This is a genomic window from Herbaspirillum sp. GW822-FHT03A08, assembly GCF_058801885.1.
In genome coordinates, this window is record NZ_JBXANR010000005.1 from 137441 (window position 1) to 158168 (window position 20728).

The 20728-nt window shown below is 59.1% G+C and carries 17 protein-coding genes; 8 read left to right on the forward strand and 9 right to left on the reverse strand.

Annotation, left to right across the window (positions count from 1 at the left end; translation table 11 throughout):
• Positions 1-43: 43 nt before the first annotated feature.
• The 4 genes from AC1RN6_RS16775 to AC1RN6_RS16790 all read right to left on the reverse strand — a co-directional run bounded on the left by AC1RN6_RS16775 (position 44) and on the right by AC1RN6_RS16790 (position 4272).
• The gene (locus tag AC1RN6_RS16775) at positions 44-2341 is read right to left on the reverse strand and encodes a RelA/SpoT family protein (RefSeq protein WP_493006579.1); all 2298 of its coding nucleotides are present in this window, start codon (positions 2339-2341) and stop codon (positions 44-46) included.
• A gap of 37 nt (positions 2342-2378) precedes the next feature.
• Positions 2379-2582 (reverse strand): DNA-directed RNA polymerase subunit omega, encoded by a 204-nt coding sequence (gene rpoZ / locus AC1RN6_RS16780; protein WP_007881846.1) that lies wholly within the window; start codon positions 2580-2582, stop codon positions 2379-2381.
• Between the two features lie 92 nt (positions 2583-2674).
• Entirely contained in the window at positions 2675-3316 is a 642-nt protein-coding gene (gmk, locus tag AC1RN6_RS16785) for a guanylate kinase (protein ID WP_007881848.1), read from the reverse strand.
• A gap of 50 nt (positions 3317-3366) precedes the next feature.
• Complete coding sequence (locus tag AC1RN6_RS16790) at positions 3367-4272, reverse strand: YicC/YloC family endoribonuclease (protein ID WP_493006927.1); 906 nt, start codon at positions 4270-4272, stop codon at positions 3367-3369.
• Positions 4273-4596: 324 nt separating this feature from the next.
• Here AC1RN6_RS16790 and rph point away from each other — a divergent pair, with 324 nt between their 5' ends.
• The 5 genes from rph to AC1RN6_RS16815 all read left to right on the forward strand — a co-directional run bounded on the left by rph (position 4597) and on the right by AC1RN6_RS16815 (position 10775).
• The gene (rph, locus tag AC1RN6_RS16795) at positions 4597-5331 is read left to right on the forward strand and encodes a ribonuclease PH (RefSeq protein WP_493006580.1); all 735 of its coding nucleotides are present in this window, start codon (positions 4597-4599) and stop codon (positions 5329-5331) included.
• Positions 5332-5520: 189 nt separating this feature from the next.
• Positions 5521-6105: an RdgB/HAM1 family non-canonical purine NTP pyrophosphatase gene (rdgB, locus tag AC1RN6_RS16800; protein WP_493006581.1), complete on the forward strand. Its 585-nt coding sequence runs from the start codon at positions 5521-5523 to the stop codon at positions 6103-6105.
• On the forward strand, positions 6102-7382 hold the full coding sequence (gene hemW / locus AC1RN6_RS16805; RefSeq protein WP_493006582.1) for a radical SAM family heme chaperone HemW: 1281 nt from the start codon (positions 6102-6104) through the stop codon (positions 7380-7382). The genes rdgB and hemW overlap by 4 nt, the downstream gene beginning before the upstream one ends.
• 140 nt (positions 7383-7522) lie before the next feature.
• Positions 7523-8725, forward strand: a complete 1203-nt coding sequence (locus tag AC1RN6_RS16810; RefSeq protein ID WP_493006583.1) for an EAL and HDOD domain-containing protein — start codon at positions 7523-7525, stop codon at positions 8723-8725.
• Between the two features lie 4 nt (positions 8726-8729).
• Entirely contained in the window at positions 8730-10775 is a 2046-nt protein-coding gene (locus tag AC1RN6_RS16815; RefSeq protein ID WP_493006584.1) for a putative bifunctional diguanylate cyclase/phosphodiesterase, read from the forward strand.
• A gap of 31 nt (positions 10776-10806) precedes the next feature.
• Here AC1RN6_RS16815 and AC1RN6_RS16820 read toward each other — a convergent pair whose 3' ends face one another.
• On the reverse strand, positions 10807-11517 hold the full coding sequence (locus tag AC1RN6_RS16820) for a GntR family transcriptional regulator (protein WP_493006586.1): 711 nt from the start codon (positions 11515-11517) through the stop codon (positions 10807-10809).
• 255 nt (positions 11518-11772) lie between these two features.
• On the opposite strand from AC1RN6_RS16820, the gene AC1RN6_RS16825 reads away from it, so the two are divergent.
• Together AC1RN6_RS16825 and AC1RN6_RS16830 are read left to right on the forward strand one after the other, a co-directional pair.
• On the forward strand, positions 11773-13089 hold the full coding sequence (locus AC1RN6_RS16825; protein ID WP_493006587.1) for an MFS transporter: 1317 nt from the start codon (positions 11773-11775) through the stop codon (positions 13087-13089).
• A gap of 39 nt (positions 13090-13128) precedes the next feature.
• Positions 13129-14403 (forward strand): glucarate dehydratase family protein, encoded by a 1275-nt coding sequence (locus tag AC1RN6_RS16830; RefSeq protein WP_493006588.1) that lies wholly within the window; start codon positions 13129-13131, stop codon positions 14401-14403.
• A gap of 75 nt (positions 14404-14478) precedes the next feature.
• Here AC1RN6_RS16830 and AC1RN6_RS16835 read toward each other — a convergent pair whose 3' ends face one another.
• Positions 14479-15519, reverse strand: coding sequence for a 5'-methylthioadenosine/S-adenosylhomocysteine nucleosidase (locus tag AC1RN6_RS16835; RefSeq protein ID WP_493006589.1), 1041 nt, complete (start codon positions 15517-15519; stop codon positions 14479-14481).
• A 202-nt stretch (positions 15520-15721) separates the two neighbouring features.
• Here AC1RN6_RS16835 and AC1RN6_RS16840 point away from each other — a divergent pair, with 202 nt between their 5' ends.
• Entirely contained in the window at positions 15722-15925 is a 204-nt protein-coding gene (locus tag AC1RN6_RS16840) for a hypothetical protein (protein WP_493006590.1), read from the forward strand.
• Positions 15926-16030: 105 nt separating this feature from the next.
• Here AC1RN6_RS16840 and AC1RN6_RS16845 read toward each other — a convergent pair whose 3' ends face one another.
• From AC1RN6_RS16845 to AC1RN6_RS16855, 3 genes are all read right to left on the reverse strand, one after another.
• A complete protein-coding gene (locus AC1RN6_RS16845; protein WP_493006591.1) occupies positions 16031-16966 on the reverse strand; it encodes an alpha/beta fold hydrolase in 936 nt (311 codons plus the stop codon).
• 331 nt (positions 16967-17297) lie between these two features.
• Positions 17298-17891, reverse strand: coding sequence for a flavin reductase family protein (locus tag AC1RN6_RS16850; protein ID WP_493006593.1), 594 nt, complete (start codon positions 17889-17891; stop codon positions 17298-17300).
• Positions 17892-17978: 87 nt separating this feature from the next.
• On the reverse strand, positions 17979-20723 hold the full coding sequence (locus AC1RN6_RS16855) for a molybdopterin-dependent oxidoreductase (RefSeq protein ID WP_493006594.1): 2745 nt from the start codon (positions 20721-20723) through the stop codon (positions 17979-17981).
• Positions 20724-20728: the final 5 nt, after the last annotated feature.

A 20728-nucleotide genomic window follows, 5' to 3' on the forward strand; every position in this document is an offset into this window, starting at 1 on the left:
GAGGCTCCGCGCATCAGCACTGCCTTGACGCTTGCGCTGACGCTTAGCTGCGTTCGCGCAGGATGCGGGTCACGCTGTCGATGCTGCGGATACCGCGCATGGTGCGCGCCAGATGCACGCGATCTTCGACCTGGATGGTGAAGCGCAGATGCTTCATCGCCGGATCGCCGTCGTCATCCATGCTGACCGAGACGATATGCGCATCGGCTTCGCCGATTTCGGCGGCAATGCGTGCCAGTGTGCCTTTCTGGTTATGGACCAGAATGGTGATGCGGCATTCAAAGCGGCGGTTCAGTTCGCCGGCCCAGGTCACTTCAATCCAGCGGTCCGGTTCTTTTTCAATGTGGCGCTTGGCGGTTTCGCAATCTTCCACGTGGACGATCAGCGCCTGATCATGCTTCAGATGGCCGATCAGCTTGTCGCCTGGAATCGGCAGGCAACAGGCCGCCAGTTGTACGGTCGAGCCTTCGTTGCCGGTGATGACGACCGGATCCGGCTTGCTCGGCAAGACATGGCCTTCGACATCAAGCTGAGGAATTGATCCGCCGCCTTCGGTCATACCCATAATGTGGCGCGCTACCAGCGGCGCCATGCGCGTGCCGATGCCGATGTCGGCATACAGCTCGTCCATGGTCTTGGCGCTGGATTCATTGAGCAGGCGCTCGATGATTGCCGACGGCAGGTCGGGCTCCAGGCCCAGGGTATTCAATGCGTTGGTCAGCAAGCGTTTGCCCAAGGCTTGCGACTCCACAAGATTAACTGTGCGCAGGCGATGGCGGATTGCCGAGCGAGCCTTGCCGGTGCGCACATAGCCAAGCCAGTTCGGGCTCGGACGCGACGACGGCGAAGTGATGATTTCAACGATGTCGCCGTTGTGCAGTTCGGTGCGCAGCGGCGCCGGTTCGTGATTGATCACGACGGAGGTGGTCTGGTCGCCGATGTCGGTGTGGATGCTGTAGGCAAAGTCCAGCGCCGTGGCGCCCCGCGGCAGGGCGATGATCTTCGACTTTGGCGTGAACACATAAACGGAATCCGGGAACAGGTCGACCTTGACGTGTTCGAGGAATTCGGCCGAGTCGCCGGTTTGCTTCTGGATATCCAGCAGCGATTGCAGCCAGGCGTGCGTGCGCTGCTGCAGATCGGTCAGGCTGCCTTCGTCATCCTTGTACAGCCAGTGGGCAGCGACGCCGGATTCGGCAACGCGGTGCATATCCTGGGTACGGATCTGGAACTCCACCGGCGTGCCGTAGGGGCCGATCAGGGTGGTATGCAGCGACTGGTAGCCGTTGAGCTTGGGAATCGCGATGTAATCCTTGAACTTGCCCGGCATCGGCTTGAACAGCGAATGCAGCGTGCCCAGCGCAACGTAGCAATTGGCGAAGCTGTCGACCACCACGCGGAAGCCGTAGACGTCCAGCACCTGCGAGAATGACAAATGCTTGTTGCGCATCTTGCGGTAGATGCCGAACAGCGTTTTTTCGCGGCCGTCGACCTGCGCCGGGATGCCCGCAGCGATCAGCGTGCTGGTGACGGATTCAAGGATCTTGGTCACCACTTCGCGGCGATTGCCGCGTGCCGACTTGACTGCCTTGAGCAGGGTGCGATGCCGCAGCGGGTAGAGATGCGAGAACGACAGTTCCTGCAACTCGCGGTAAATATTGTTGAGGCCGAGACGATGCGCGATCGGCACATACACTTCCATGGTCTCGCGGGAAATGCGGCGCTTCTTGTCCGGCGGCATCGATCCCAGCGTGCGCATATTGTGCAGGCGGTCGGCCAGTTTGACCAGGATCACGCGCACGTCGCGCGCCATGGCGAGCAGCATCTTGCGGAAGTTTTCCGCTTGCGCTTCGATCTGGCTCTGGAATTCGATCTTGTCCAGCTTGGAGAGGCCGTCGACCAGCGACGCAACTTGCGCGCCGAAGCGTTCGATCAGTTCTTCCTTCCTGACGCCCTGGTCTTCCATCACGTCGTGCAGCAGGGCGGCCATCATGGCTTGCGCATCAAGCTTCCAGTCGGCGCAGATTTCAGCGACTGCGAGTGGGTGCGAGATGTAAGGTTCGCCGGACTTGCGCATCTGGCCCAGGTGCATCTCGTCCGAGAAGCGATAGGCTTCCTTGACCTTCTTCAGTTCGGAAGGCGTGAGGTATTCCTCGAGCTTGTGCGTCAGATGGGTAAACGTCGCCACGCCGCTGTGTAAAGCGGGAGCAGGTGCTACTGGGGGATTTTGTGAATTTTGTTTTGACGCCGAGCGTCCGGAAGACGCTCGGGTAGTGTTGCTAGTAGTACCAGATGCTGATGACGGAGAACCGAGGGTTGAATCTGTTGGTGTCAGGCTCATACGTTGGCGTTGTCAGCAGCATGGACGTGGGTCAAACTCAGGCAGGCACTTTTTTCAGCATCTCGATGCCGACTTTGCCGGCCGCGATTTCGCGCAGCGCTGTCACGGTTGGCTTGTCCTTGGCGTCCACTTTCGGTGTGTGACCTTGCAGCAATTGACGTGCGCGATATGTCGCAGCCAGAGTCAGCTGAAAGCGGTTAGGGATTTGCTTGAGGCAATCTTCAATCGTGATACGGGCCATAAATACTCCTGATTACTTGGTTCTTACATGGTTCTGGTTCAGCTTAAATCAAGCCCGATCCAGCGCGGAGGCGGCAATGCTGCTTGTGCCGCCTAGCTGCTGGCGTGGATGCCCAGCTGAGTGAATAAGAATGTGTTGCGCGCGGCTTGTTGCGGGAAGCGGCAGCGGGCCGCCTTGACAATTGCTGTTAATTCCGACAAAGCGACTGCAAACTCTTGATTAATAATAACATATTCGAACTCCGGAGAGTGAGCGATTTCGCCGCCGGCCGCCAGGATGCGGCGTGTAATGACATGCGGCTCGTCCTGTCCGCGCTTTTTCAGGCGTTCTTCCAGGGCCGCAATCGACGGCGGCAAAATGAAAATCCCGATCGCGTTCGAAAACTGTTTCTTCACCTGCTGCGCGCCTTGCCAGTCGATTTCCAGCAGCACGTCGGTGCCGTTGGAGATCTGGTCGGCGATCATCAGGCGCGAGGTGCCGTAATAGTTGCCGTGGACTTCAGCCCATTCCAGGAATTCGCCTTCCGCCTGACGCTTCAGGAAGTCGTCGGCGGTGGTGAAATAGTATTCGCGGCCGTGTTCCTCACCCGGACGCGGCGGACGCGTGGTGTAAGAGATCGACAGCTTGATTTCCGGCTCTTGCTTGAGCAGGGCATTGACCAGGGTCGATTTGCCGGCGCCCGAAGGCGCTACGACCATGAACAGGCTGCCGGAGGTTGGATTTTTTGCGGGCATGGAATGCTCTCTCGTCGTTCTGATTGAATGTTTTTATTAAATATAGGTGCTTATTCCAGGTTCTGCACCTGTTCACGCATCTGGTCGATCAGCAATTTCAATTCCATCGACGCGTCGGCGAGTTCTTTCATGGCGGCTTTCGAGCCGACCGTATTGGCTTCGCGGTTGAGCTCCTGCATCATGAAATCCAGGCGCTTGCCGACCTGGCCGCCTTTTTTCAGGATATGGCGGGTCTCGGCCAGATGGGCCGACAGGCGCGCCAGTTCTTCGGCGATGTCGATGCGGATGCCGTACAGCGTGACTTCCTGGCGGATGCGTTCCAGCACCTCGTCGCGTGGCAGCGATGGCGTTGTCGCTCCATCCTTGCCGTCCTTGGTCGCCAATCCCAGTGCTTCCTGCATGCGTTCCGTGGCCTTTTGCTGGAACTGTGCCACCAGTTGCGGCACCAGCGGCGTGATGCGGGCGACGATTGCTTCCATGGCGTCGATGCGGGTTTCCAGCACGGCTTGCAGGGCAGTGCCTTCGCGCGCGCGGCTGTCGATGAAGGCCGCCAAGGTTTCTTGCAGGGTCGACAGTACGTCCGCTTGCAGTGTGTCCTGGCCGATTTCGGCTTCTTCGATGACGCCGGGCCAGCGCAGCAGCTCGTTGACCGTCAGCGGCGCCGCTTCGGCGAATTGCTTGCGGACCTGGCGTTGCAGATCGGCCAGCGTTGCCAGCAGCGTCTGGTTGAGCGCCTGGCTGGAGCCTTCCGCCGCCTTGCGGCCAAAGCTCAGGCGGCATTCCACCTTGCCGCGCACCAGTTTACTGATGATGGCTTCGCGCATCGCCGGTTCCACGGCGCGCAGGTCGTCATTGACGCGGAACTGCAAATCCAGGAAGCGCGAGTTCACGCTCTTCATTTCGACGGTGATTGCGCCGGCGGCGGTTTCGCGTTTGGCGACGGCGTAGCCGGTCATGCTATAAATGGTCAATCGATTCTCCGGGTGCTGGCCATCCTGTTTGCGTGGATGGCCGGATGATTTGCGGGGGAGCGCAGGGCGCTTCCTTTACAAACCGGCAATTTATCAAGACAATGCCGGTGAAAAAATTATTACGTCACGTCTGTGGCCTGCCTGATCAAACAAGCTTGCTGACGACTGAGGCGTGATTGTATTTGGGTTTGGATAGCGCATTGTAAAAAGTTTGCCGGTTCTGCGCCACTGCGCCGTCAAAACCTGCTCTCCGGTATTGCCCTGAGCACAAGCATCAGGGCCTCCGCCACCGACTTCTAGAGGAAACACATGACTGACTTTCAACGTCCCAGCGGACGCGCCACCGCCGATTTGCGTACCGTCCGCCTGACGCGCCATTACACCAAGCACGCAGAAGGCTCGGTGCTGGTGGAGTTCGGCGACACGCGCGTGCTGTGCACGGCCAGCATTGAAGAAAAGGTTCCGGGTTTCCTTAAAGGCAAAGGGCAGGGCTGGATGACCGCCGAATACGGCATGCTGCCGCGCTCGACACATACCCGCATGGACCGCGAAGCCGCCAAAGGCAAGCAATCCGGCCGCACCCAGGAAATCCAGCGCCTGATCGGCCGCGCGCTGCGCGCCGCCTTTGACCTGGAAGCCTTCGGCGAGCGCACGCTGCATCTGGACTGCGACGTCCTGCAAGCCGACGGCGGCACACGGACGGCCGCCATCACCGGCGCCATGGTCGCCGCTTACGACGCGTTTTCAGTCCTGCTGGGCCGCGGCCTGATCACCGCCATCCCCGTCAAGAGCTTCGTCGCCGCCATTTCGGTTGGCGTCTACCGTGGCGTGCCGGTGCTGGATCTGGATTATCTGGAAGATTCCGACTGCGACACCGACATGAACGTCGTCATGACCGATGCCGGCCATTTCGTCGAAGTGCAGGGCACGGCCGAAGGCGCCGCGTTTGATCGCGCGACCCTGAACAGCTTGCTGGATATCGCCGACAAGGGCATCAAGAAACTGTTGTCGCTGCAGAAACAAACGCTGGGTCTGGCGAAGTAAGCTGCGTCGGAGTAGTCGCAAAATAGTGTCGAAATAACACTTCCGCAGCCGCCAGAGCCGGGTGCAGTTTCAGCAGCCTCGGCCGAATCCTTTTACAATCCCGACATGCCATGTCCGTTATCCGCGGACATGGCGTTTTTACGTTTGCCATCCATCCGCGGCTACTTGCGGAGTTATCAGCCATCAGCCATGACACAAAAAATCGTTCTCGCTTCCAATAATCCGGGAAAACTCAAAGAATTCGGCGCCTTGCTCGGCGAAATCGGCCTGGACGTGCGTCCTCAAGGCGAGTTCGACGTCCCGGAGGCAGAAGAACCGTTCGCCACCTTCGTCGAAAACGCGTTGACCAAGGCGCGCCACGCGTCACGCCTGACCGGCTTGCCAGCGCTGGCTGACGATTCCGGCGTGTGCGTCAACGCCCTCGGTGGTGCACCGGGCGTCTGGTCGGCGCGCTACGCGGGCGAGCCGAAATCGGACGCCGCCAACAATGCCAAGCTGATCGCTGATCTGGCAGCGCATGCCGACAAGTCTGCTTACTATTATTGCGTGCTGGTCTACGTGCGCCACGCCGACGACCCGCAACCGGTGATTGCCGACGGTTCCTGGCGCGGTGAAATCGTGGCGGATGCGCGCGGCGAAGGCGGCTTCGGCTACGACCCGTATTTCTTGCTGCCTGCCCTGGGCAAAACCGCAGCGCAACTGACCGCTGCCGAAAAGAACGCCCGCTCGCACCGCGGCCAGGCTCTGCGTGCACTGGTAGAGAAGCTGCGATGATTATTCCGATCAAGCCGGTCAGGGTCGACTTGTCGTCGATATCTGGCCAGCCGACGCAATCCACTGAGCCGGCTCAGCAAGGCCAGGGTCCGGCGCAAGCCGCCCTGGCGTTTTTGAAGCCAGGCAGCCTGCAATTGACGGCGCTACCGCCGTTGTCACTGTATGTGCATTTCCCGTGGTGCGTGAAGAAATGTCCGTATTGCGATTTCAATTCGCATGAAGTGAAGGGCAGCTTTCCGGAAGACGCCTATCTCGACGCCTTGCGCGCCGACCTGGAATCCGCGCTGCCGCTGATCTGGGGCCGCAAGATCTATTCCGTCTTCATCGGCGGTGGCACGCCCAGCCTGCTGTCGGCGGCCGGTCTTGATCGTTTGTTGTCGGACATCCGCACCTTGCTGCCGATGGACGTCGACATCGAGATCACGATGGAAGCCAATCCCGGCACCTTCGAGGCGGAAAAATTCAAGTCCTACCGCGCCAGCGGCATCAACCGTCTGTCGATCGGCATCCAGAGCTTCAACTCCACCCACCTGGCCGCGCTGGGCCGCATTCATGACGGCGACCAGGCGCGCAAGGCAGTCGAGATCGCCCATGCCAATTTCGACAATTTCAATCTCGATCTGATGTACGCCTTGCCGTCGCAAAGCGTAGAGGAGGCGCGCCGCGACATTCAGACCGCCATCGATTGCGCGCCGCCGCATCTGTCGCTCTATCATCTGACGCTGGAGCCGAACACGCTCTTCGCAAAATATCCTCCCGCAGTACCGGACGATGACGTCAGCGCCGACATGCAGGACATGATTACTGAACTGACCACGGCCGCCGGTTACCAGCACTACGAAGTCTCGGCATATGCCAAGCCCAAGCACCAGGCTCGTCACAATCTGAACTACTGGCAGTTCGGCGATTATCTGGGCATCGGCGCCGGCGCGCATTCCAAGCTTTCTTTTCCGCATCGCATCGTGCGGCAAATGCGCCACAAGCACCCGCAGACTTATCTGGAGAAGATGCGAACCGGTAATGCCATTCAAGAGGAAGGTGAAATCGGCCGCGACGCGCTCGGGTTTGAATTCATGCTCAATGCGTTGCGTCTGCAAGATGGATTTCCCGCAAATTTGTTCGCTGAACGCACCGGTATGGGCATCAACAATATCGATGCAGCACTCAACGAAGCCGAGAAAAAAGGCCTGCTATATCGCGATCATATGCACATCCGGCCGACCGAACTGGGGCGCCGGTTTTTAAACGATTTGCAAGAAATGTTTTTAGTTGAATGATCACTTAGGCAAGTCGTGATTTATCGGGTATATTAGAAAAATATTTGGATTTAGATAAGAATTCTTTTCGGAAATAACCTTATTTATCGTTGATAATTAATTAAAAATGTTGCGGCTGCTCACCGTGACATCTATACAAAATGGCTGTCCAGGATAAAAGCATTCCTTCTTTTCCTCTCGTATTTCTACAGCCTGTTGCAGACGTTCATTACCTATGGACGGCTCTGTCGCTTCATGTCTCCCCGTTTGATGAGAACGGATGTGATCTGTTTTCCCGGCTTTTTAACGAATTTGGTCTCGGCGAGGCCCTCAATGGTCTTGCCTGCATTCTCACCGTGCCCAACCCTGAGCGGTTTGCCGGCGAATTCGGCGCGCCGCCCAAAGACACCAATCTGATTCTGCGCATTCCGGTGGAATACTGCGTCGATGCGGCGCGTCATCCTTTGCTGGAGCGTCTGAACAAACTGGGCTACGGCCTGATCGCCGACGGCTTGCCGGCGCGCATGGCGCTGTTTTCCGAATATGTGGAATCCATCTCGCTGGACTGCAGCGCAGGGATTCAACCGGAAGCCGGCAACTGGCTGACCAGCCTGCGCGGCCCGCACATTGCCGAAAATGTGCCCGATCCGGTGCTGTTCGACGCTTGCCGCGCCGAAGGCTTCCGCTGGTTCAGCGGCGAATATCCTCTGCTGCCGTCGTCCGCCATTACGCAAAAAGACGCGATTTCGCGCGGTCGTTTGCTGAAGCTGCTGGAACTGGTCTCGCACGACGCCGACGCGCCCGAGCTGGAAGCACTGCTGAAGCAGGATCCTGCCTTGTCGTATCAACTGTTCAAGCTGGTGAGTTCTGCTGCATTCGGGTTTTCCGCCCACATCACCAATTTCACGCAAGCCATTAATTTGCTGGGCCGCCGCCAGTTGCAGCGCTGGTTGCAATTGCTGCTGTACGCGCGTTTCCCCGGCGACGAATCGGCCAATCCGCTGCTGCCGCGCGCGGCAGCACGCGCCGCCATGATGGAAGCTCTGTGCCAGCAGATGGGCGGCGACCGCGATGAGCAGGATCGCGCCTTCATCGTCGGCATGTTTTCTTTGCTGGACGTATTGCTGGCGATGCCGCTGCGACTGATCATCGAGCCGCTCAAGTTACCGCAGGACATCGTTGATGCCTTGATGCAGCGGCGCGGACGACTGGGCCGTTTGCTGGACGTGGTGGAGCGCGCCGAATACGGTCGCATCCCGTTGCGCCACAGCGATCTGGTGTCGGCCGGCGTAACGGCGGAAGGATATTGCCGCGGCCTGATCCAGGCCTATCGTTGGGCATCCAAAGTCAGCCACGAGGCATAACACGATGATCGCTACGCTCAGCAGCAATGATCTCGCCTGCTGCTCGGCACTGCTTGACGCAGTGCTGGGGCTGGAAGGCTTGGCATTGCATGAGGCATTGAGCGAAATCGTTTCGACTTTCCTGGGGCGTCCCGGCGGTCGTTACTTCTCGGAAGCGCCTTTGCCGAATTCTGCGTTGGCGCAAATCGTTGCGCACGAGGGCTTGCTGTACGGTCACTATGTTTTCCCTGCGGTCGAAAGCGCCGACGGTGCCTATAGCGATACCGAGATTGCCCGTCTGGCGTCCTTCGCCGGCCTGACCGGCCGCTTGCTGCAAAACCGCGCCGATACCGAAAAACGCAGCCGTGCGCTGGACCAGATCGAATCCAAGCTCGAGCAGCAGGCGCAGATCCTCAACCAGATGCACGAGTCCGTCATCACGATGGATCAGGCCGGCTTCATCACCAGCTGGAACCGCGGCGCAGAACAGCTCTTCGGTTATACCGCGATCGAAGCCATCGGCCGCAACGTCTTGTTTCTCTACGAGAGCGAAGATGAGGACGATACGTCGCTGAGCGACATGTTTCTTTCGCAAGGCGGCCGCGAGATGGAAGTGCGTCGCCGCAAGAAGTCGGGCGAAGCATTCTGGGCCAGCCTGTCGCTGTCGGTCATGCGCGACCAGCACGGCCAGCCGATCGGCATGATCGGCTACATCAACGACATCACCGAACGCAAGAACGCCGAAAAGCTGATTCATCATCTGGCTTACTACGATTCGCTTACCGGCTTGCCCAACCGCACGCTGCTCACGCGCACGGTCGATGAGGCGCTGGTAGCGGCGCAGCAGGACAATGTCTACGGCTGCATCATGTTCATCGACCTGAACCGCTTCAAGCCGATCAACGACACCCTCGGCCACGTCGCCGGCGACATGTTGCTGGTGGAAGTGGCGATCCGTCTGCGCAAGGCATTGCGCGACGAGGATGTGGTGGCGCGTCTGGGCGCCGATGAATTTGCGATTGCACTGTTCGACATCGACAAGGATTACCACGCCGGTTTTGTGGCGCAAAAACTGATCGCGCTGTTTGACGAGCCGTTCTTCATCGACGGCCACGAGCTGCGCGTCGGCGCCAGCATCGGCATCAGCATGTATCCGCAAGACGCGGCCGATACCGAAACCTTGCTGCGCCTGGCCGACATTGCCATGTACCGCGCCAAGCAGGGTGGCGAGAACAACGAAGGCGGCTACGCGTATTACAGCGAAGAGATGAACCGCAATACGCTCGATCTGCTGCGGATTGAAACCGGCTTGCTGCACGCCTTTGAATACAACGAGCTGCTGCTGTATTACCAGCCGAAGATCAATCTGGTCGGCGGTCAGATTACCGGCGCCGAAGCGCTGGTGCGCTGGCAGCATCCCGAGCGCGGCTTGCTGCTGCCGGGTGATTTCATCCCCATTGCCGAAGAGACCGGACTCATCGTTCAGCTCAGCGACTGGGTGCTGGAAGCCGCCTGCGCACAGGCGCGCCAGTGGAAAGACGCCGGCATGGCGCCGATCCGCATCGCGATCAACGTGACCGCGCGCGAGTTCACGCGATCCTTGCCGGACCGGGTGAGGGCGGCGCTAAGCCGTCACCAGCTGACCGGCGAATGGCTGGAGCTGGAAATCACCGAGAGCATGCTGATGCACAGCACTGACCGCGTGATCTCCATCATGGAAAAAGTATGTTTGCTGGGCGTGACGATTTCGCTCGACGATTTCGGCACCGGCTACTCCAGTCTGTCGTATCTGAAGCGTTTCCCGATCAACACGCTCAAGATCGATCGCTCGTTCACCACCGGCATTCCGGAAGACACCAACGATTGCGCGATCGCCAGCGCCATCATCAGCATCGCCAAGCAGTTGCGCCACAAGGTCATTGCCGAAGGCGTCGAAAGCATGGAGCAGTTCGAATTCCTGCGCGAAGCCGGTTGCGACGAGTTGCAAGGTTACCTGTTCTCGCGCCCGGTACCGGCCGCCGACTTCCATCTAATGCTGACCGAAGGCCGCAAGTTTTCAGCAGCGGTCTGATCGCCGGACTCGATCCTTCTTCGATCTTTCTTCAATCTTTCAGATAGTGCGGAAACCGCTCACGGATCTCGTCCAGATGCGACAAGGTCCCGGAGAGATGCGTGCGCAGCGCATCCTGCGCCGCCGCCGGGTCGCCGTCGGCAATCGCCTTGACGATCGCGGCATGGTCGCGCAACACCGCATGCGCCTTCCCGGGAATCGGCACGTGCAGCGCGCGCAGGCGATCCAGGTGGCCGCTGTGCCGGCGCACCATCGACCATAGATCAGGAATATTCGCGGCCTCATACATCTGGCGGTGAAAGGCCTGATCAGCTTCGACAAATGCGCTGTAGTCGCCGCTTTCGGCCAGCGCAGTTTGATTGGAGATACTGTTTTTCAGGCGGACCACCAATGCTTCGTTGGGCGAGGACGCCAGCGTATGCACGATTTCCAGCTCAATCGAGCGGCGCAGGAAATGCGCCTGCCGCGCCATCGCAATATCCACCGCGCGCACCACAGTCGCATGCTGCGGAAAAATATCTACCAGTCCTTCTTCTCCGAGTTTCATCAACGCGTCGCGAATCGGCGTCTGGCTTAGCCCGAACTGCAAGGCCAGCTCGGCGCGCGACAGGACAGTGCCGGGCGTGAGCTGCATGGTGATGATCGCTTCGCGCAGGCGTTCGAATACCTGAGGCGCCGCGTGGCGCGAGCGGTCCAGTTGATGCGGGCGCTGAGGCTGGGATGAGAGCAGGGGGCTGTTCATGAGTGGTCGCAAATGATGAATCCGGTCCGGCAACAACAAAAAATAAAATGAAAGAGATCGCCGCACAATCGGGGGAGATGCACGTCAGATCCTGTATCGGCGTTGCAAGATGCCGCATGATGCAAGCCTGATCCAATTTGTTACCCGCATGATAAGGCAATTCAGTTGGATTGACACACTAATATATTAGTGTTTTAATGTTTTAACGCGAAAGGCAGCAGCCTTTTTCCATACTAAAAACGCAGGAGACATGCAGTGAATACAGCGCAGGCAGCAAGCATTGCGGGGCGGGCATTGTCGCCGCTCGACAAGGCGGTATCCAAGATCAAGCAGCGTGTCTTGCCGCTGTTTGTCATTATGTTCATCGTCAACTACATCGACCGCGTCAATATCGGCTTCGTGCGCACGCACCTTGCCGCCGACATCGGTATCGGTACTGCGGCCTACGGTCTGGGGGCGGGCTTGTTCTTCGTCGGCTATGCCATTTTTGAAGTGCCGTCCAACATGCTGCTGCAGAGGTTTGGCGCCAAAGCCTGGCTGACCCGCATCATGCTGACCTGGGGCATCGCCGCGACCGCGATGGCCTTTGTGCAGGGCGAGATGTCGTTCTATGCGCTGCGTTTTTTGCTTGGCGTGGCGGAGGCGGGATTTTTCCCCGGTGTGATTTATTACTTCACGCAGTGGCTGCCCAGCGGCGAGCGCGGCAAGGCGATGGCCATCTTCCTGAGCGGTTCGGCGCTGGCGTCCATCTTGTCGGGTCCGGTGTCGGGCGCCTTGTTGCAGATCGAAGGCGGTGGTTTGCATGGCTGGCAATGGATGTTCATTATCGAAGGCCTGGCGTCCGTGGTGCTGTGCGGCTTCGTCTGGTTCTGGCTCGATTCGCGGCCTGCCGATGCCAAGTGGCTGACACCGAGCGAGCGTGATCTCATTACCGGCACCATCGCTGCCGAACAAGCCGAGCGTGAGAAGACCAAGCCGGCGCATATCTCGGCATGGACGCTGCTGCGCGACAGCCAGATCGTCATCTTCTGCTTCATCTATTTTTCAATCTCGCTGACGATCTACGGCGCGACCTTCTGGCTGCCCAGCATCATTCGCAAGATGGGCACCTATTCGGACTTCCAGGTCGGCTTGTTCAATTCGATTCCCTGGATCATTTCCATCATCGCCATGTATCTGTTCGCCAGCCTTGCGGCACGTTTCAAGTTCCAGCAAGCGTGGGCTGCAGCGGCGCTGATCATCGCGGCCATCGGCATGTACGTGTCGACCTTCGGGGGACCGGTGTTTGCCTTCGTCTCGATCTGCTTCGCCTCGGTCGGGTTCAAGGCCGCATCGTCGCTGTTCTGGCCGATTCCTCAGTCTTACCTCGATGCCCGCATTGCTGCGGCCGTGATTGCGCTGATCAATTCGCTGGGCAATCTTGGCGGCTTCGTCGCGCCAACTACCTTCGGCTTCCTGGAGCAAAAGACCGGCTCCATCGAAGGTGGTTTGTACGCGCTGGCGGCGACCTCGGTGGTTGCTGCGGTTGTGGTGTTTTTCGCTCGCACGACAGCGCAGATCGCCAAGAAATAATTCATTACTACCGATTTACTGATTCTCGGAACCAAGACCATGAAAATCACACGCGTCACCGTCACCCCGATTGCATTCAAGGATGCGCCTTTGCTCAACGCCAGCGGCATTCATGAGCCGTATGCCTTGCGCTCCATCATCGAAGTCGAAACCGACAACGGCCATTTCGGCCTGGGTGAAAGCTACGGCGATGCGCCCGCGCTGGCGGTGATGGACAAGGTCAAGACGCAGATGATCGGTCTCGATCCGTTCAACCTCAACGGGTTGCGTGCAATCGTCAAGGCGGCGGTGGCGAGCATGTCGCCGGCCAATAATTCAGGTGCAGAACTGGCTCCCGGATCGCATGCCAGCAAAGCGGTCAGCAATGCCTATTCTGCCTTCGAAGTGGCCTTGCTCGACGTCCAGGCGCGCTATCTGAACGTACCCTTGGTCGACTTGCTCGGCGGCGCCGTGCGTACCGAGATTCCATTCAGCGCCTATCTGTTTTTCAAATATGCAGAACACATCGACAGCCCGTACAAGCCAGACGCCTGGGGCGAAGCGCTGAGCGAAGAACAGATCGTCGCGCAGGCGCGCCGCATGATCGATGAAAACGGCTTCCAGAGCATCAAGCTCAAGGCCGGCGCCCTGGAACCAGAGCATGAAGTCGCCTGCATCAAGGCCCTGAAAAAAGCCTTCCCGAATGCACCGCTGCGCATCGATCCCAATGCCAACTGGTCGCTGGACACGGCCGTGCGCATGGCGGAGTTGCTGGGCGACGACCTGCAATACTACGAAGATCCGACCCCGGGACTGGAAGGCATGGCCGAACTGCATCGCCGCACCGGCTTGCCGCTGGCGACCAATATGGTCGTGACCGATTTCGACGAATTCCGCCGTAGCGTCGCACTGAACAGCGTACAAATCGTGCTGGCCGATCATCATTACTGGGGCGGCTTGCGCGACACACAGACGCTGTCGCTGATGTGCGATACCTTCGGCCTGGGCGTGTCGATGCACTCCAATTCGCATCTGGGCATCAGCCTGATGGCGATGTCGCACGTGGCGGCAGCGGTGCCGAATCTTTCCTACGCCTGTGACACGCACTATCCATGGCAGGAAGCCGACGAAGAAGTCATCAAGGGCGGCAAGCTGCCGATCCGCAACGGCTGCGTCAGCATCACGCGCGCGCCGGGCCTGGGGGTGGAACTTGACCGCGATCAACTGGCCAAGCTGCATGACCTTTACCTCGGCTGCGGCATCCGCTCGCGCGACGACGTACGTCAGATGCGCAAGTACAAGCCGGACTGGAAGACGGTCAAGCCGCGCTTTTGAACACTGTCAGGAGAAAGAAAAAAGCGGAAGGCATCTTCCGCTTTTTTTACATTGAAGACGTCTGCGCAAATGACGTCACGGTGTGCGAAGACGCCGCTTCCATGCCTCCAGAAACGCCAGCGTCACGTTTGCCTCATTGGTCTCCGCGAGTCCGCTGCCGAAGAAAGCGCCGACATCCTTGAAATCATTGCCGCCCGCCAGATCCGAGACGCTGCGAAACGCAATGAAAGGCACGCCGTTAGCATAAGCAACCTGCGCAAACGCGGCCGTTTCCATATCCACCAGTTGCGCCTGCAAGGTGTCGTACAGATAAGTACGGTAGCCGGCATTCGCTAAAAATGCCGATCCTGAAATACCGCGCCCACCAACTTTCAGCATCGGCTGCACGGCCACGCACAACGCAGGATTTTTTGGCCCGCAGCTGGCCAGCGCCGGCTGCAGACTACGCACTACGGCAAGCATCTGCGTATCGGCCTGAAACTCGAAGCGAAACTCGCCCTGCGGCGCATTGGCGGCATTCATCACAAAACTGTCGCGCATAAACAGGCCGCTGCTGACTTTGCCGCCGGGTGCGTCGAACTGGTAGTTCGGGCGCGCCTGGCCGTTTTCCGTCGCCAGTTTCAATCCCAGGCAGCTGACATCACCCGCATTGCCGCAAGCCGCAGGCAGGCTGCCGTCGCCGTTCCAATACACCTCCATAGGCATCGCCCAGCTCTCCGGCACGACTACATCGCCGACATGATTGGCCGGATTGACGCCGCCGGCGATGCCGCTCATGAGCAGGCGCTCGACATGGAAATGATCCAGCATCAGTTGCGTCACCATCGTCGCGTTGACCATGCTCACGCCGCTGAGCACGATCACCACCGGGTTGCCACGCAATACACCGGTAGTGAAGCGATTGCCGTTGATGCGCCAGTCGCGTTTCTTTTGAGTCTGCTCCAGCAGTATGTCCGCCTCGGCGCCGAAAGCCGAAACGATGCCGATGCGCGGCTTGCATTCGCTGAGGCAGTGTTTTTTCTCGGCATGTGCGGTGCCGCAGGTTGCTGCCAGCAGCATGCCGCCGGCCAGCATCGCGCAGGTGAATTTGTTCAGTAAAGAGGACAGGGCGGACAAGGGATTCCTTTCGCTGAGAGGGTGTGAATGACGCGAGATGCAGGTAGTCCGGAGAATGCCCAGGAATGCCGGATTTCGCCAGTGTTGATTGAAAACCAATACTGGTGCGGTTTCGAGCCGCAGAGATTATCGCAAAAATTGCTTTGTGGATATATTGAGTATATGATTGCTGCAAAGAAATAATTCAATCTGGAGGCGGTATATGTGGCAGTCCATGCTTCTCGTCGTTTGCTCCCTTGCCGTCTGCGGCTGCAGCCGCTCGCCCGCAGAACAATTGGCATACCGCCATGCGGAAGAACAGTACCAGATCAACATGGAACGGTCCGAACGTTATCGTCAGTCGCTCGAGCAAGGCAATGGCGAAAATACCGCGCCGATCATCGTGACGGTACGTCCGGCGGACTAACTCTCAGCCTACCCAATTTTCGTTCCCGCAAATCGCCGCGCGTAAAGTTTTACGCGCGGCGATTTTTTTTGCGCCGATTTTCTTCGCCGAACTCGTCTTGCGGCGTCAGGCCGTAGCAGCGCGCGTCCGTTGCAGGAATGCGGTAATCAACTGCGAAATCTGTTCCGGCGCATCCTCAAAGCAGTAGTGACCGACGCCTGGCAGCCGATGGATGGGGGCATGCGGAAACAAGGAGCTGAAGATCGGCAGGAAATGCTTTGCATGCAATGTCCGGTCTGCGTCTCCCCAGATCGCCAGTGCCGGTCTGGTGCGTATCGTCTCTTGTGCGGCTGCACTTGGCGCTTCGAATTGATGCGCCTGCAAGGCAAAGCCCTTGGGCCATCCGATCGCGCCAAGACAATCGGCGGGACTTGCGAAATGACTGCCGTAGGCCGACAGCCATGCGTCATTGATGACGGCATTGTTTTCGAAGCCGTTCAGCTTCAGCGTGCTCAGGATATTGAAGCCAAGTTGTCCCAGCACGGTTTCAAGACTGCCGTCGCCGGCCGCTTTGAGGATCCACTGGAACCATGGTGCTTCGGCTGCGTTGGCAAGCAGGCGATCCACCTCGCCAGGTATGCCAAAAGGCGTCGGCCCGTTCGCTGAAATAATGCGCGCAATGCGATCGGGATGCCGCGCCGCCAGACCCATGCCGAGCGGGCCGCCGAAGTCGTGCATCACCAGCGTGATGTCGCGCAAATCCAGCGCCAGCACCAGGCGCTCCAGATTGTCGATGTGATCCTGCAACCAATAGCTGCGGTCGGCCGGCGTCGCGCTTTTTCCAAAACCCATGTGATCCGGCACGACCACGCGATGCGTTCCGCTCAAAGCAAAAATCAGATGGCGGAACAGATAACCCCAGGTCGGTTCACCATGCAGGCAAAGCACGACCTCTGCCGTACGCGGTCCTTCATCGACGTAATGCATCGCGAAACCGGAGGCGTGGTTGAAATGAGGCGTGAACGGAAAGCTGTTGTCGAACGTGGCGCTGGCAGGAATCATGGAACGTGTGCTCCTTTTGGAATCTGTGAGGGAATTTTTAATGGTTTTATTTTGAAACCAGATGATTTATATCAATTGTGGTTTTAATATGCAACTAGAAAATGCAATGAACCCTTGAGATAGATTTCTGCCATTTACGGCGGCAATCAAGGTTTTTCAGATCATGCGCGGTTTCCCGGCACACTCAGGCGAGCGAGGAAACGAAGAAAGAGGAGGTGGCGAATTCCGCCCGCAGGGCGGATTTGAGAAGGAGGTAAGCAGAAGAACATGCTTGGAAAGATGCTGGCCCTTACCGTGCCAGGCGTGTGAGGCGCGGTAAAAATGCCACGTATCAGTCCTTGATGCTGTTGCTGCCGGCTGCAGAGAGTGCATCACCGATAGCGTAGTAGTGGCCGCCCGCAATGTAGTGAAGGCTGCGCCATTTGGGGTCAGCATTTTCAAAATTCCAGTGGCCGTTCTGGAACACACGGTCATCCGCCCATGCGCCGATGACTTCACCGATGAACAGATCGTAGGTGTTTTGATTGTGCGGCTCTGCGATCAGTTTGCAGGCCAGCCAGGCGGAGCAACCGGCAACGAAGGGCATCTTGTGTCCCTCCATGCGAAACAGCTCGGCGCCGCTTTTTGCCAGCTTGTCCGGATCCTCCGACAAGCTCGCCGATCCCACCGCCTGGGTCAATTCAAGCTGAGCGGCATTGGGAATCTGGATGACGAAGCGATGGCTTTTTTCAACCAGTTCGCGGGTTTTGGTTTGCTTGTCCAGCACCACCGTAATCTTGGGCGGCGCAAAATCCAGGGCGCAGGCCCATGCTGCCGCCATGACGTTGTCGACGCCGTCGTGTTCGGCAGAGACCAGTACCGTCGGGCCATGATTGAGCAGTCGATATGCTTTTTGCAGCGCAACCGGCGAGATATGTTCATTCATTGTTCGTTCCTCTGATGCTTTCGCAGTGTCATTGACGAACATGAATTATGGCCGATCGGGGCGTGCCTCGCTGTGCCTGATTCAGATTCAGGCAGTCTCCGCCGCATGCGTCTCCACCAGCAGCTTCTTGATCTCCGGCACGCAAGAACCGCAATTGCCGCCGGCCTTTAAGCAGGAGGTGACTTCAGCGACGGTCTTCAAGCTTTTTTCACGTACGGCATTGCAGATGGTGTTGCGACCCACGCCGAAGCAGGAGCAGACCGTCGGGCCGGTGTCGGCGCCTTTTTCTATCGGCTGGCCGATCAGCAGGCCGACGCGGTCGGCTTCGTCCAGTTGCTCCTTGTCGAACAGGCTCGCCAGCCAGGCGCGCGAAGGCAGGTCGGGGCGCTTGGACAAGAAGATGCACATGTCGATGCGGTCGTTGTCGACGTGTACTGCGCGATAGACGCCGGCGGTGCGGTCTTCGTACTCGAGCCAGTCTGCTTCGACATCGTGCACGCCAAGCAGTGCGCGCGCCCATGCGCTGTGGTCGGCGATGACGTTGCGGCCAGCCAGTTCATAGCGTGCAAAATCGCGGCCCTGGATACGCGTCCAGTGCGTGATTTCGTCGAGGGCCAGCGCCTTGCGGCTGAGGATAAAACCATGCCATGAGACACCGAATTCTTCGATGCTGACCGGGGTGTGTTTGAACTCCGGCTCGCCCGATACCGGGTCGACTACCGGATTGACCAGGGCGCCGACGCGCGCATCCGAAGCGTTCTGGCTGTTCCAGTGGATGGGGACGAAGACGCTGCCGCGTGCGATGCCGCCGCTGTGCTGCACGCGCGCTACCATGGCGCCCCAGCGCGAACTGATGCGCGCCAAGCCGCCTTCGCGCACGCCGTAGCGCAAGGCGTCTTGCGGATGCATGTCGACGAAAGATTCCGGTACGTGATCGGCCAGCCGCGCCGACTTACCGGTGCGCGTCATCGTATGCCACTGGTCGCGCACGCGGCCGGTGTTGAGCGTGAGCGGAAATTCTTCATCCGGCAGATGCGCCGGACCGCGTGGCGGGGTGGCGACGAAGCGCGCCTTGCCGTCGGGATGGGAATAGCGGTGATTGCCGAACAGGCGGGCCGTTCCTGTGATGGCGGCATCTGTATTGTTCGGGCGTGCGACCGGCCACTGCATCGGTTGCAGTTCGTCGAACTGCTGTTTGCTCATGCCGGTCAGGCCGTCCAGGTTGAACAGGCGATGGCTGTGTCCTGCGATTTGCGGCGGGCCGTTGCGATAGCTGCTCAGGCGTGCGTGTTCGTCGAAGATGGCATGCGGACCGGTAAAGTCGAAGCCGTGATAACCCATGCGTTTGGCGACGTCGCAGATCACTTTCCAGTCCGGGCGTGCTTCGCCGGGTGCCGACAAGAAGCTGCGCTGGCGCGAGATGCGGCGTTCCGAGTTGGTTACGGTGCCGTCCTTTTCACCCCAGCCCAACGCTGGCAGCAGGATATGGGCGAAGGCGTTGGTGTCGGTTTTTTCCATGATGTCGGAGGCGACCACCAGCTCGCACTTCGACAAGGCGCGCTGGACCACGTTGGCATCCGGCATGCTGACCATGGGGTTGGTCGCCATGATCCACACGGCCTTGATGCGTCCTGCTTCGATGGCGTTGAACAGATCGACTGCTTTCAGTCCCGGCTTGTCGGCCATGCGCGGCGAACCCCAGAAGGTCTGCACGGTGTCGCGATGCAGCGCATTGTCGAGGTCCATGTGTGCGGCCAGCATGTTGGCCAGGCCGCCTACTTCGCGTCCGCCCATGGCATTGGGCTGGCCGGTGATCGAGAACGGGCCCATGCCCGGCTTGCCGATGCGGCCGCTGATCAGGTGGCAGTTGATGATGCTGTTGACCTTGTCGGTGCCGGCGGATGATTGATTGACGCCCATCGAAAACGCCGTGATGACTTTTTCGGTATTGGCGAACGATTCATAGAACGCCAGCAAGTCGTTGACGTCGACCTTGCAGATGCGCGCAACCTCATGCGGATCGGCGCAATCGGCGTCGGCAATCGCCAGCGCTTCGCCGAGGCCGGTAGTGTGCGCATCGACGAATGCACTGTCGCGTGCGCCGCGATGCGCCAGATAACTCATCAGGCCGTTGAACAGCCAGACGTCGGTACCGGGCTTGACCGGCAGATGCATGTCGGACAGTTCGCAGGTCGCGGTGCGGCGCGGGTCGATGACGACCAGCTTCATCTCCGGACGGTTTTCCTTGGCCTTGGCAATACGTTGAAAGAGGATAGGGTGGCACCACGCGGTGTTCGATCCGACCAGCACGACCATGTCGGCCAACTCAAGATCCTCATAGCAGATCGGCACCAGGTCTTCGCCGAATGCGCGCTTGTGGCCGGCCACCGCTGACGACATGCACAGGCGTGAATTGGTGTCGATGTTGGCGCTGCCGATATAACCCTTCATGAGTTTGTTGGCGATGTAATAGTCTTCCGTCAGCAACTGCCCGGAGACATACAGCGCGACCGAGTCAGGCCCATGCAGATCGATGATGCTGCGCAGGCCGCCCGCGACCTTGTCAAGCGCCGCATCCCAGCTCACGCGCAGCATGTTGCCATGCTCATCGCGCATTTTCGGATGCAGCAGGCGGCCGTCGAGATCGACCGTTTCACCGAGTGCCGAGCCTTTGACGCACAGGCGGCCCTTGTTGGCCGGATGCAGTTCGTCGCCGGCGATCGCGATCTTGCCGTCGGTTTGCATCGACGCCTGCACGCCGCAGCCGACGCCGCAATACGGACAGGTGGTCTTGGTGCCGACGGTCGGGAGCGGGATGTGGGAGAGATTCACGATGA

Coding starts and splice junctions, on each gene's coding strand:
- AC1RN6_RS16775 (WP_493006579.1), bottom strand. CDS start 2,341: ATGAGCCTGACACCAACAGATTCAACCCTCGGTTCTCCGTCATCAGCA.
- rpoZ (WP_007881846.1), bottom strand. CDS start 2,582: ATGGCCCGTATCACGATTGAAGATTGCCTCAAGCAAATCCCTAACCGC.
- gmk (WP_007881848.1), bottom strand. CDS start 3,316: ATGCCCGCAAAAAATCCAACCTCCGGCAGCCTGTTCATGGTCGTAGCG.
- AC1RN6_RS16790 (WP_493006927.1), bottom strand. CDS start 4,272: ATGACCGGCTACGCCGTCGCCAAACGCGAAACCGCCGCCGGCGCAATC.
- rph (WP_493006580.1), top strand. CDS start 4,597: ATGACTGACTTTCAACGTCCCAGCGGACGCGCCACCGCCGATTTGCGT.
- rdgB (WP_493006581.1), top strand. CDS start 5,521: ATGACACAAAAAATCGTTCTCGCTTCCAATAATCCGGGAAAACTCAAA.
- hemW (WP_493006582.1), top strand. CDS start 6,102: ATGATTATTCCGATCAAGCCGGTCAGGGTCGACTTGTCGTCGATATCT.
- AC1RN6_RS16810 (WP_493006583.1), top strand. CDS start 7,523: ATGGCTGTCCAGGATAAAAGCATTCCTTCTTTTCCTCTCGTATTTCTA.
- AC1RN6_RS16815 (WP_493006584.1), top strand. CDS start 8,730: ATGATCGCTACGCTCAGCAGCAATGATCTCGCCTGCTGCTCGGCACTG.
- AC1RN6_RS16820 (WP_493006586.1), bottom strand. CDS start 11,517: ATGAACAGCCCCCTGCTCTCATCCCAGCCTCAGCGCCCGCATCAACTG.
- AC1RN6_RS16830 (WP_493006588.1), top strand. CDS start 13,129: ATGAAAATCACACGCGTCACCGTCACCCCGATTGCATTCAAGGATGCG.
- AC1RN6_RS16840 (WP_493006590.1), top strand. CDS start 15,722: ATGTGGCAGTCCATGCTTCTCGTCGTTTGCTCCCTTGCCGTCTGCGGC.
- AC1RN6_RS16845 (WP_493006591.1), bottom strand. CDS start 16,966: ATGATTCCTGCCAGCGCCACGTTCGACAACAGCTTTCCGTTCACGCCT.
- AC1RN6_RS16850 (WP_493006593.1), bottom strand. CDS start 17,891: ATGAATGAACATATCTCGCCGGTTGCGCTGCAAAAAGCATATCGACTG.